The organism is Oligella sp. HMSC09E12 (assembly GCF_001808505.1).
GTDB classification, from domain to species: domain Bacteria; phylum Pseudomonadota; class Gammaproteobacteria; order Burkholderiales; family Burkholderiaceae_B; genus Oligella; species Oligella urethralis.
In genome coordinates this window covers 1-11698 of record NZ_KV793537.1, presented here as the reverse complement: position 1 = coordinate 11698, position 11698 = coordinate 1, and the positions used below count along the sequence as shown (strand labels likewise).

At 39.3% G+C, this 11698-nt stretch carries 12 protein-coding genes; 7 read left to right on the top strand and 5 right to left on the bottom strand.

Annotation, left to right across the window (positions count from 1 at the left end; all coding sequences use genetic code 11):
• Positions 1-367 precede the first annotated feature (367 nt).
• The 7 genes from HMPREF3179_RS02325 (at position 368) to HMPREF3179_RS12575 (ending at position 6176) form a co-directional block, all read left to right on the top strand.
• Entirely contained in the window at positions 368-1384 is a 1017-nt protein-coding gene (locus HMPREF3179_RS02325) for a LacI family DNA-binding transcriptional regulator (protein WP_070469563.1), read from the top strand.
• Between the two features lie 2 nt (positions 1385-1386).
• Complete coding sequence (locus HMPREF3179_RS02320; protein ID WP_070469561.1) at positions 1387-2400, top strand: ABC transporter substrate-binding protein; 1014 nt, start codon at positions 1387-1389, stop codon at positions 2398-2400.
• Positions 2401-2471: 71 nt separating this feature from the next.
• Entirely contained in the window at positions 2472-3290 is an 819-nt protein-coding gene (locus tag HMPREF3179_RS02315) for an ABC transporter permease (protein ID WP_018027434.1), read from the top strand.
• Complete coding sequence (locus tag HMPREF3179_RS02310) at positions 3287-4096, top strand: ABC transporter permease (protein ID WP_018027435.1); 810 nt, start codon at positions 3287-3289, stop codon at positions 4094-4096. The genes HMPREF3179_RS02315 and HMPREF3179_RS02310 overlap by 4 nt, the downstream gene beginning before the upstream one ends.
• On the top strand, positions 4083-5144 hold the full coding sequence (locus HMPREF3179_RS02305) for an ABC transporter ATP-binding protein (RefSeq protein WP_018027436.1): 1062 nt from the start codon (positions 4083-4085) through the stop codon (positions 5142-5144). The genes HMPREF3179_RS02310 and HMPREF3179_RS02305 overlap by 14 nt, the downstream gene beginning before the upstream one ends.
• 2 nt (positions 5145-5146) lie before the next feature.
• Positions 5147-5974: a phosphodiesterase gene (locus tag HMPREF3179_RS02300; RefSeq protein WP_070469559.1), complete on the top strand. Its 828-nt coding sequence runs from the start codon at positions 5147-5149 to the stop codon at positions 5972-5974.
• A 67-nt stretch (positions 5975-6041) separates the two neighbouring features.
• Complete coding sequence (locus tag HMPREF3179_RS12575; protein WP_256388361.1) at positions 6042-6176, top strand: hypothetical protein; 135 nt, start codon at positions 6042-6044, stop codon at positions 6174-6176.
• Between the two features lie 135 nt (positions 6177-6311).
• On the opposite strand, the gene HMPREF3179_RS02295 is transcribed toward HMPREF3179_RS12575, so the two are convergent.
• The 5 genes from HMPREF3179_RS02295 to HMPREF3179_RS02275 form a co-directional block, all read right to left on the bottom strand.
• Positions 6312-7295, bottom strand: a complete 984-nt coding sequence (locus tag HMPREF3179_RS02295) for an NAD(P)H-dependent flavin oxidoreductase (RefSeq protein WP_070469556.1) — start codon at positions 7293-7295, stop codon at positions 6312-6314.
• Positions 7296-7318: 23 nt separating this feature from the next.
• Complete coding sequence (locus HMPREF3179_RS02290) at positions 7319-7666, bottom strand: DMT family transporter (RefSeq protein ID WP_070469554.1); 348 nt, start codon at positions 7664-7666, stop codon at positions 7319-7321.
• 94 nt (positions 7667-7760) lie between these two features.
• On the bottom strand, positions 7761-9149 hold the full coding sequence (mnmE, locus tag HMPREF3179_RS02285) for a tRNA uridine-5-carboxymethylaminomethyl(34) synthesis GTPase MnmE (protein WP_070469552.1): 1389 nt from the start codon (positions 9147-9149) through the stop codon (positions 7761-7763).
• 12 nt (positions 9150-9161) lie between these two features.
• Positions 9162-9581: an HIT family protein gene (locus HMPREF3179_RS02280; protein ID WP_048768044.1), complete on the bottom strand. Its 420-nt coding sequence runs from the start codon at positions 9579-9581 to the stop codon at positions 9162-9164.
• A gap of 613 nt (positions 9582-10194) precedes the next feature.
• A complete protein-coding gene (locus HMPREF3179_RS02275; RefSeq protein ID WP_070469550.1) occupies positions 10195-11385 on the bottom strand; it encodes a methionine aminotransferase in 1191 nt (396 codons plus the stop codon).
• Positions 11386-11698 lie beyond the last annotated feature (313 nt).

Below are 11698 nucleotides of genomic sequence, written 5' to 3'. Positions count from 1 at the left end.
AAAGGAAGTTACACAAAATTATTTACAGGCCTCAATCAGCCGTCTGACGATTTGATAGCAAGTCTTATTTGCGCCTATTGCAATATAAAACTAACCATTAGCAATGATAATCCTTGCGTGCCCCCTGGTAACTATATCTAAGGTATTTATCCCCATTGTGATACGTAAATAATGAGGGTTTATGATGTATTAGGGATTTAGTATCTACTGTTTGCTAAAGGATTTATCAAATCACTTCTCATATCGCCTTGCTGTCACATAAGTTTATGTCTGATTCATCTAAATAAACTCTGCTTTCTGTCACGAAACTGAAAAACTCGGCATCTATAATGTAAACGTTTACATTATGGGCGCTTAGTTGAGTGTCATGAGTATTGAAAAAATTGCTGAGCTTGCTCAAGTTTCGATTGCAACCGTTTCACGCGCATTTAATTCACCCAATAAGGTGTCTGATAAAACGCGTGAACGTGTCCTACAGAAAGCGAAAGAAATTGGCTATATTTCAAATGCCAGCGCTCGCGCTTTACGCACGAATAAAACTAATGTTATCGGGGTTATGGTGCCGACTATGCTTAACCCTGTCTATGCGGAGTATTGTGAAGGAATAACCCAATCGGCTTTTGAGACAGGTTATTCAACCATGATATTGAATTCAGCCTATCACTTAGAGCAAGAAAAAATTGTTCTCCAGAAATTACTTGAGGCAAATGTTGATGGTTTAATTTTAACCGTTTCGAATACACAGAATCCCCAAGCCATGAGCTTTGTTAAAGCCTTAAGAATTCCTTATGTGTTGGCATATAACAATGACCCTCATTATCCATGTGTCTCTGTTGATAGCCGCCAAGCTTTAACTGAACTTGTTGCGTCTTTAACTAATGCTGGACATCAACATATTACGATGGTATGTGGTGAATTAGCCGTTTCTGATAGAGCTCAGCAGCGGTACCAAGGTTACTTAGATGCTGTTCAACATAGCCCTGGCTTACAGCCGAATCTACTTGAGATCCCTTTTATTGAATCTGCGAATGCACAAATCCAGCAATACCTTATGGAGCATTCGCATATCACTGCTTTAGTCTGTTCTAACGATTTATTAGCGATTCGCTGTTTGCGGGCTGCGCAACAATTGGGTCGAAAAATTCCGGATGACCTATCCATTATCGGTTTTGATGGCATTGCCCTAGGCCGTGAACTCTGTCCGATGTTGAGCTCTATAGAAACACCAAATAAGCAAATCGGCCAAACCAGTTTTTCTCTCTTATATCAAGCCATGCTAAATGACACAGCATTAAGTCCGCTTGATACATGTCTATTGCCTTATTCATTTCAACAAGGTGAATCTTGCAATATTGCCTTCATTAATTTACCCCATAGGAGTTAGCTGTGAAATTATCTTTACGTTCTGTAGTGAAATCAGGTCTTACTGCTGTCGCCCTGACACTCTCAAGCAGTGTTTTAGCACAAACAGTTATTTGTTATAACTGTCCTATCGAATGGGCCGACTGGGGCTCGCAAATTCAGGCTATTAAGTCTGAAACCGGTATTACCGTACCACCAGATAATAAAAACTCAGGACAATCTCTTGCTCAATTAGTAGCCGAAAAAAATAGTCCAGTTGCTGACGTTGTTTATTTAGGCGTAACCTCAGGCATCCAAGGTGCTAAAGAAGAGCTTGTTGAACCCTTTAAACCAGAGCGTTGGGATGATATTCCAGAAGGTCTTAAAGATAAAGATGGCAAATGGTTTTCTATCCATTCAGGTACCTTAGGCTTTATGGTAAATGTAGATGCTTTAGGTGGTAAGGCTGTACCACAATCTTGGGAGGATCTGTTAAAGCCTGATTACAAAGGCATGGTGGCTTACTTAGACCCATCGTCAGCATTTGTGGGATATGCCGGTGCTGTTGCTGCTAACTTAGCTATGGGTGGTGACCTAGATAACATGGCTCCAGGTATTGCTTTCTTAAAGAAACTCAAAGCGAATGACCCCATCGTACCAAAGCAAACATCTTACGCTCGTGTCTTATCGGGTGAAATACCAATTCTTATTGACTACGACTTCAATGCTTACCGCGCTAAATACAAAGATGAGGCTAATGTTGAATTTGTCATTCCTAAAGAAGGCACCATAGTGGTTCCTTATGTGATGTCGCTGGTAAAAGGTGCTCCGCATGCGGAAGATGCAAAAAAGGTTTTAAACTTTGTTTTATCTGATAAAGGCCAAGCCATCTGGGCAAATGCCTATTTACGTCCTGTTCGCAGTGCGACTATTCCTGCTGAAGTTTCTGAACGTTTCCTACCAGAAACTGAATACCAGCGTGCACAAGCCGTAGACTATAAAAAAATGGCTGAAAATCAAAAAACCTTCGCTGAACGTTATTTAAAAGAAGTGAATTAATGTAGTTATTCATTAATTTGCCATGGCGAGCATGTTGATCATTCACATGCTCGTTTTTTAAAGGTTGAACTATGTCTAAACAATTGTCTGCGCAGCAACGTATTAAATTTTATTGTTTGTTACCTGCATTTATTGTTTTCTGTAGCTTCTGGCTGATTCCCATGATCTGGTTAGTGAGCTTACCTGCACAAGAAGGCTGGCAAGCCTACTTTGCTGTATTAACCAATGTACGGTATTTACAAGTAATGCTTTTTACCTTAATACTCTCTGTACTCGTGACAATTCTGACCTTAATTATAAGCGTGAGTATAGGTATATTTTTTGCGCGTAATGAGTTTTTCGGCAAGCGAATGATGTTGTCATTGTTAACCTTACCCTTATCTTTTCCAGGGGTGATTATTGGTTTCTTTTTTATTTTAATCGGTGGTCGCCAGGGTTTATTTGCGGACCTAACTAACCTACTAGGGTTTGGTAAAATCAGTTTCGCTTACGGCGTTACTGGTTTATTTTTAGCATATTTATATTTTTCTTTACCCCGTTCAATCGCAACATTTGAAGCAGCTGCTCAAACCATTGATATAGCACTTGAAGAAGCTGTACGCTCCTTAGCAGGGACACGTTGGTTAATTGTGAAAGACGTCTGGATTCCTGAGTTATTACCATCCATTATTTCAACTGCAGCAATCGTATTCTCTACTTCTATGGGGGCCTTTGGCACAGCCTTTACCTTAGCAAGTCGCTCTGAAGTGCTACCGATTACGATTTATAACGAATTTACAAACTATGCGAATTTCACTATGGCTGCTTCTTTATCTATTGCGCTAGGATTAGTGACATGGTTAACTTTGTTCGTGACGCGTCGTTATGAGTCTAAGGGAGTTCATGTATGAATCGTACCCATAAAAAAAGGTTCAAATCCCCTTGGCTCTATACTTTAACAATTATCACCTTGCTATTTATTTGCGTGCCGATGCTAGTTTCCATTTTTGCCGGTTTTGTGAATAACTATGCAATAGGTTTTGAAAGTGGTTTAACCACAAAATGGTTTCTTCAAGTATGGTCTTCATATAGCAATACTATTTTTTGGTCTATTGTCATAGCCTTAGCTTGTGTTCTTATTACCTTAATTATCGGTGTACCTTGTGCTTACGCATTTGCTAGGTCAAAAAATCGTTGGTTAAGAATTCTTGATGAATTAATTGCATTACCGATAGCCATCCCAGGCCTTGCTTCTGCCTTAGCACTTATTCTGGCATATGGACAAATCCAATGGTTCCGTCAAAGTTACTTATTTATCTTGGTTGGTCATGTGGTCTTTACCTTGCCATTTATGGTGAAAACAGTAACTGCAGCTTTTAAAAAACATGAACTCTTAGTACTGGAAGAAGCTGCGCGCTCCTTAGGCGCCTCATTTATTGCACGATTTCTAGGTGTTTTGGTACCCGCTATTTTGCCTTCGATTATTGCTGCCTGTTTAATGGTTTTTACCTTATCCATTGGCGAATTTAACTTAACCTGGATGCTACATACCCCCATGACGCGCACCTTACCTGTGGGCTTAACAGATAGCTATGCATCTATGCGTATTGAAGTTGGTTCAGCCTATACCTTTATTTTCTTTTTAGTAATTCTACCGTTTCTTTATGGGTTACAAACGGTAGCGACTTATTTCCAAAACCGATATGGAACATTTTGATAAAGTTCGAATTCAAATTAAATCCTGCCAAAAAACCTATTCAAACGGTACGATTGGCTTAAAAACCACCTCTATAGAAGTAGAACCTGGGGAAATTCTTGCTCTATTAGGACCTTCAGGTTGTGGCAAGACAACCTTATTACGTATGGTCGCTGGTTTAGAAGATGCAGATAGAGGCGGTGAAATCTGGTTTGGTAATCAGAACGTCACGATGTTACCTATCGAAAAACGCAATGTCGGTATGGTGTTTCAGCACTATGCCTTATTTCCACAGATGACCGTTGAGGCAAATATTGCCTATGGACTAAAAATCCGTAAGTTAACCATGGATCAGATTAAAGCACGAGTAGCAGACTTAGTTCGCTTAATGAATCTGAACGGTCTGGAAAAACGGCGACCACATGAACTCTCGGGCGGACAACGTCAACGTGTTGCCTTAGCCCGAGCAGTAGCAATTCGTCCGCGCGTACTGCTACTTGATGAGCCGCTAGCAGCACTAGATGCCAAACTTAAAGAATCCCTCCGTGATGAGTTAGGTGTCTTATTGCGAGAACTTGGTATTACTGCTATTTATGTGACACATGATCAACAAGAGGCAATGGCTTTAGCTGATCGATTAGCGATAATGTATAAAGGTGAGATTGTACAACGCGGTAGTAGTGAGACACTCTATCGTGAACCAAGCCACCCCTTCGTTGCAGAGTTTTTGGGCCGAGTAAATCGCCTCACTCGTACTGTAGAGCAAGCACAAAAAAACCACCTGCTGTTAGGTCATTACATATTACCCTGTGCACCACAACTTCAAGGACATACCAGCCTATTAATACGTCCTGATGATATTCAATTAAGTGAAGAAATTGTACCTGAGAAAGCTCGTGCAACTATTAAGAAACGTATATTTTTAGGTGATAGAATTCAATTTATATTGTGTCTTCCTGGTGACCAATTACTCAAGTCAGAAACCAGTACCAATAGCATCTTTAGAGAAGGACAAGAAGTCGCTTTAACGATTCAATCCGATAAAATTATGGCGGCGATTCAGGAGTAGGTATGACCATCATTGCGCAAATTACAGATTTACATATTCGTGAGCCCGGACGATTAGCTTATAAACGAATTAATACAGCAGCTTATTTAGAACGCGCTGTAAATACTCTAATGACACAAAAACAAAAGGTTGATGCACTGATTGTTACGGGTGACCTCTGTGACTTTGGGCGTGAAAGTGAATACGACCACTTACAGCGCCTATTACAACCACTTGATTGTCCGGTATATCTAATGCCAGGCAATCACGATAATCGAGAACAGCTACGACGTTCATTTGACACGCACACCTATTTACAACAACATCACGGCGAACAAATTTACTATTCTGTAAAAATCGGTGTTGTGCAGTTAATCGCATTAGACACTGCCGTATTAGGCAAGAGCTATGGAGAGCTTGATAAAACACAACTACAATGGCTAGATAGACAACTTAACCAAAGCCAAGGCGCTCCTGTTATTATTGCTATGCATCACCCCCCATTTAATACACTAATCGGTCACATGGATAAAATTGGTCTATTAAAGGGGACTACTGAATTAGCTGAGATTGTAAAAAAATACCCGAATGTAGAACGAGTCATTTGTGGTCATTTACATCGTTCTATAGATTTTCGATTCGCAGGGACAATTGCTTCAACAGCGCCCTCTGTAGCACATCAAGTCGCCTTGGATATTGATCCTAATGCAGCATCATGCTGGGTGCTAGAACCTCCCGCCTATAAGCTACATATATGGCAAGAGGATGGGCCATTAGTTTCGCATTTAGCCTACGTAGATAATTACGACGGACCTTATCCTTTCTACGAGAATGGACAGTTGATTGATTAAAAGCGATATATGTCAAGCTAATCAACTAATTTCTTAACGCTTATGGCAATGCTACGAATTATAGTAGATGACAAAGTCTTGCATTCTTTATCGTACTGTATTGCCCGAGTGGCCTCCTCAAGCCATTCTTCAAACTCGACGGGTGATGAATCATAGCATGGTTCACTTCCGAAAGGCTGGTTTTACCTTTAAAAACATCTAAAACCAATGCACTTTTATGCTTGACTGTCCAACGACGATTCTCTGACTTCATCTCTGTACTCATGGTCAAATTTTTTCCATACAATCAAATTAAGACCTGAGCAGGTTTTTACTGGGTAAATACAAAATTTCTCCACTACTTCCTCAAAGCACAAACCCTATCCAAAGCCTCTACGTACTCTTTTTCTAACTTAGCCACAATAGCTGCAACAGGCTCAATACAATCTATTAAGCCTACCCCTTGGCCAGCACCCCAAATATCCTTCCAAGCTTTAAACTGCGCGGAATCACCAATAAAATTCATTGCATTCTTATCTTGATCTTGTAGTTGTGCTGGATCCAAACCTGCGCGAATGATACTTTCTTTAAGGTAGTTTCCATGCACACCAGTAAAATAATCCGTGTACAGAATATCTGCCGCCTTTGCTCTTAGTAATGCCTCTTTATACGCTGGTACCGCACGCGCTTCCTCACTGGCAACAAAACGTGTCCCCATATAAGCTAAATCTGCTCCCATCACCTGTGCTGCGAGTATCGCATCACCCGTTGCTATCGCACCCGATAAAATAATCACACCGTCAAATCGCTGCTTTACCTCTGCCACCATGGCCATTGGTGATAGCGTGCCACCATGACCACCCGCACCGGCTGCCACTAAAATTAAACCATCCACACCGGCATCAATGGCCTTTTGCGCATGACGTAGATTAATCACATCATGCAACACAATGCCGCCATAAGAATGCACCTCAGCAATTAATTCAGGGCTTGGTGCGCGCAAGGAGGTGATAATAATCGGTACCCTATGCTTAACACAAATGGCCAAATCTTGCGCTAATCGTCTATTAGAGTCGTGCAAAATTAAATTAACCGCAATAGCACCCACTCGTTTTTCTGGATTAGCCTGTTGATACGCTTTAAGATCCGCATTGATATCATTTAACCAGTGATCGAGTAATCCATCTTCCCGTGCATTTAAGGCAGGAAAAGAAGCAACAATACCTGCCTTAGCTTGCGCTAACACCAGCTCCGGATAGCTCACGGTAAACATGGGCGCAGCGATCAGTGGTAAGCGTAAATTTGTTAAAACCTCTGGAAAATTAGCTCTGGTAAATGACATGTTCATCTCCTTAATACCTTTATTTAGCCATGAGTCACGCTTTTAGAAAATAAGTTAATGATTACCACACCAATGATAATTAATCCTATCCCTATTATTGCTGCTTGGTCTAATCGTTGTTTAAAAAAGATAAAACCAATAACCGCTATACAGACTATCCCAATTGCACTCCATAAGGCATAGGCAATGCCTATAGGGATCGTTTTTAAACTTAGGGAAAGAAAATAAAAAGACGAGCCATAACTAATTAATACCAACGCTGAAGGAATTAATCGAGTAAATTGTTCTGTCTTAATTAATAAAGATGTTCCCACCAATTCAAAAAAAATAGCAATCGCCAAAAAACAATAAGCTGCTATTGTTGGCTGCATATAAACTCCTAATCATTAAAATGTTCCACATGGAACAGAAAATGGCGCCATCAAAAATGAAAGACGCCATTTAAAAATGAAAGATATTAGCAAGCTACTTACCAATACAAAAAGATGAAAATATCTCACCGAGCAAATCATCACTAGTAAATTCACCGGTAATTGAGTTTAACGCTTCATGAGATAAACGTAACTCCTCAGCAAATAAATCCAACACCCTGTCATCTTGTTGCGCAAACTCATAGGCCTGATTTAAGTGGTTCATGGATTCATTAAGCGCACGAAGATGACGTTCACGAGCCAACCATGGCGTTTCTTGCTGAACTTGCAAACCAGCTATTGATAATAATAATTCACTCAACTCTACTAAACCAAGCTGTGCCTTAGCGGATAAGAAAACTGTATTTTGTTTGGCATTGCTGGCCTTTAATTGATTTAAGGATGCATCATCAAGTAAATCAATTTTATTAAATACCGTAATCACAGGTGTTTTAGGGGGCATATTATTAAGAATATCTTGATTAGCATCCAGATCCGGTTCTGCCGCATCTTGTAAATGCAAAATCACATCCGCCTTGGCAATTTCAGCCCAACTACGTTCAATACCGATACTCTCAACCGTATCCTCCGTTTCACGCAAGCCGGCAGTATCGACGATATGCAATGGCACACCTTGCAAATGAATCTGCTGAACCACCCTATCCCGTGTCGTACCTGCAATTGGAGTAACAATTGCAACCTCGTCACCCGCTAATGCGTTTAAGAGACTCGACTTACCAACATTCGGCTGACCAGCCAGGACCACATGCACACCTTCGCGTAGAATCATTCCTTGTTTAGAAATATCTAAAATATGCTGTAATTTTGCACGTAATGACTCTAATTGTGGAACAGCATCGTATTTTTCTAAAAACTCGATTTCCTCTTCAGGAAAATCCAAAGTCGCCTCCACCAACATACGTAAATACACAATGCTATCTGCTAGCTCATTGACCAAACGAGAAAACTCACCACTTAATGAAGCCATGGCGCTACGAGCAGCCGACTCGGAACTCGCATCGATTAGATCCGCAACCGCCTCTGCCTGAGCCAAATCTAATCGCCCATTTAAAAAAGCGCGCTGCGTAAATTCACCCGGCTCTGCTGGACGTAATCGCTGATCTGCTAGCGGTATCTCTAAACAACGTTTAATTAAACGCTTTAATACCGCTGGACCACCATGGCCCTGCAATTCCAGCACATCTTCACCAGTATAAGAATGCGGACCCTTGAAGTATAAAGCAATTCCCTCATCAATGGCTGTACCATCGGCATCATTAAAGGGTAAATAATAAGCATGACGTGGTCTTAAATCACGTTTAAAAAAAGCCTGTATATATGAGGACAAATCCTTTGCAGAAATGCGTACCACACCGATACCACCACGGCCCGGTGCGGTTGCGATAGCAACAATCGGATCACTCCGAAACTGTAATACTGACATGTTTAAAACAAATTATTCAATATAAGAAGCGATTTCTTTAGCTAAAGCCCGTAATTCATCAGCATCTGCAGCAACACGGCCATGGGACTGTCTACTCTGGCCCTCATAAACCGGTACTAAGTGACAATGCAAATGGAAAACAGTTTGACCGGCTGGTGCGTGATTAAATTGACTAATAATTAAACCATCTGCCTTAGTCGCTTTCATTAAAGCAGGGGCAATTTTTTTGCAGGTTTTGGCACATGCTGCAATCGCTTCATCACTAATATCAAAGATATTCACCGCGCCCTCTTTTGGTAAGACTAATAAATGCCCTCTCGACTCCGGCATAATATCCATCATGACATACGTGGCATCATCTTCATATACCTTATAAGATGGCGCTTCATTTCTTAAGATCTTTGCAAAAATATTATCTGGTTGATATTCCATTGTGTCTACCTATAATTTAAAGTTATGAGCTAAGCCCATCATCTAATGTGAATAAGCAGTGATTGAACTTGGTATAAAGCATCTTATCATGCCACTACCGTAAATTATCCACTTTCTCAGTCTTTATAAAACACTAACTTATGCCTAAATCTATCAAGCTTAAGTAATTGAAATTAAAGCTTTAAAATGACTTATTCAGCTTATCCACAGAGCATAATAATAAAAATAAATATTAATAATTAATAATCTATTCTCATCTTGCTTAGTTACTATATCAAGCCTCTACGCATCACTTCTAATTTGAAATGGTTGTATCGATGAAGATTAGTTAGATATCTAATGAGCGTGGTTATTTAATATTGATTAACTTTTTTTGCATCATTAAGCAGAATTAATTGTGGATAAGTAGTGTTTGTATTTGGATTAACCAGTATTCAAAACAACACTGCTAATTTAATTCACAATTAAGTCTAATCTAGCTATCAGACTTATACAAAAATAACGTTATTTTAAGTAATTGATTTATTAAGCTAAAAACAAGTTATCCCACTTATCCACAAGTCATAATAATAAAAACAAGTATTTAAATTAATTAAGCTATTAACATCAATATTTAAAGATTTTTTAAACGTTCAATGGCTTGAATTAAGGTCTCATCGCTTTTAGCAAAACAAAAACGCAGCATATGATTATTCGCTTCAACAGAATCACTATTTTTATAAAACGCTGAAACAGGAATTAAGGTTACACCCACCTCTTTAGTTAGCTTAATTGCGAACTCAATTTCAGCTATATCATCTATATCACTGTAATCGGCTAATAAGAAAAAAGTTCCATCACTTGGAATAGCTTTAAACTTGGTATCCTTAAGACCATTTAACAATAAATCATGTTTTTGTTCATAAAATGCTGAAAGTTCAAGATAGTGTGAAGGCTCTTTCATAAATTCAGCGAGCGCGACTTGAATTGCAGTATTAACTGAAAATACTGTGAATTGATGTACTTTTCTGAATTCATTCATTAATTTTGATGACGCCACGCAATAACCTATTTTCCAACCGGTACTATGATAGGTTTTACCAAAGGAAGAAATAACAAAACTTTTTTCTTTCAACTCTTCATGGCTTAAGAAGCTTAAAAATTTTTTATCACCGAAAACAATATGTTCATATACTTCATCAGCGATTAAAAAAATATTCTTTCCTCTGGTTATCTCTGCTAGCGTATCTAAATCGCTTTGTTCGAGTGTGATACCTGTTGGATTATGCGGAAAGTTAAGAATAATTAATTTAGTTTTATCGGTGATCGCATCCTTTAATTGTTGCCAATTCATGCTGTAACGTAAATTATCCTTAGTTGGCTTTGTTAGCTGGACAATCACAGGTTGACCACCTGCTAATCGAATACACGGCACATAGGAATCATAATTTGGTTCAATCACAATCACTTCGTCGCCTGGATGCACCACCGCCTGTATTGCTACCATTAAAGCCTCGGTAGCACCACTCGTTACAGTGACATCAGTATCAGGATTGATTTGCGCACCATAAAGTGTATTTACCTTTGCTGCGATTTGATTTCTTAGTGAAGGAATACCTGGCATCGGTGCATATTGGTTATGCCCGGCTCTCATCGCCTCATCAATTAAGTTAAGCAATTTCACATCAGGATTAAACTCAGGAAAACCTTGTCCCAAATTAATTGCTTGATGATCAAGCGCTAATTGACTCATTACTGAGAAAATAGTTGTTCCAACATCAGGTAATTTAGACTTAATACTTAGACCTGAACTATTCAATGACATAGTAACCCCTTCTTGATTTGCACATGGTTGATTGTAATTCACCCTATATCTTATCAATTTATTTACTTTGATAATACATATGCTTATAAGCCTTATGCACAGATTGTTCAGATTAAATCCGCAGCTTTACCAACGCTTATCCACAAAGTTATCCACAATCCTCATTTGTTTCACGTGGAACGTGAGCGATTTAAGTTGATTTTTGTTTCACGTGGAACAAAGCAGAAGGTAGCGTTTCTTGCTTGTTGTATCTATCTTTGTTATTACTGTATATACAAATTGAGACCTTTGCAATAACCCCTCAAACTTCCTA

What these genes read in the sequence shown, in the direction of transcription:
- HMPREF3179_RS02325 (WP_070469563.1), top strand. Translation starts at nt 368, where the DNA reads ATGAGTATTGAAAAAATTGCTGAGCTTGCTCAAGTTTCGATTGCAACC.
- HMPREF3179_RS02315 (WP_018027434.1), top strand. Translation starts at nt 2,472, where the DNA reads ATGTCTAAACAATTGTCTGCGCAGCAACGTATTAAATTTTATTGTTTG.
- HMPREF3179_RS02310 (WP_018027435.1), top strand. Translation starts at nt 3,287, where the DNA reads ATGAATCGTACCCATAAAAAAAGGTTCAAATCCCCTTGGCTCTATACT.
- HMPREF3179_RS02305 (WP_018027436.1), top strand. Translation starts at nt 4,083, where the DNA reads ATGGAACATTTTGATAAAGTTCGAATTCAAATTAAATCCTGCCAAAAA.
- HMPREF3179_RS02300 (WP_070469559.1), top strand. Translation starts at nt 5,147, where the DNA reads ATGACCATCATTGCGCAAATTACAGATTTACATATTCGTGAGCCCGGA.
- HMPREF3179_RS12575 (WP_256388361.1), top strand. Translation starts at nt 6,042, where the DNA reads ATGACAAAGTCTTGCATTCTTTATCGTACTGTATTGCCCGAGTGGCCT.
- HMPREF3179_RS02295 (WP_070469556.1), bottom strand. Translation starts at nt 7,295, where the DNA reads ATGTCATTTACCAGAGCTAATTTTCCAGAGGTTTTAACAAATTTACGC.
- HMPREF3179_RS02290 (WP_070469554.1), bottom strand. Translation starts at nt 7,666, where the DNA reads ATGCAGCCAACAATAGCAGCTTATTGTTTTTTGGCGATTGCTATTTTT.
- mnmE (WP_070469552.1), bottom strand. Translation starts at nt 9,149, where the DNA reads ATGTCAGTATTACAGTTTCGGAGTGATCCGATTGTTGCTATCGCAACC.
- HMPREF3179_RS02280 (WP_048768044.1), bottom strand. Translation starts at nt 9,581, where the DNA reads ATGGAATATCAACCAGATAATATTTTTGCAAAGATCTTAAGAAATGAA.
- HMPREF3179_RS02275 (WP_070469550.1), bottom strand. Translation starts at nt 11,385, where the DNA reads ATGTCATTGAATAGTTCAGGTCTAAGTATTAAGTCTAAATTACCTGAT.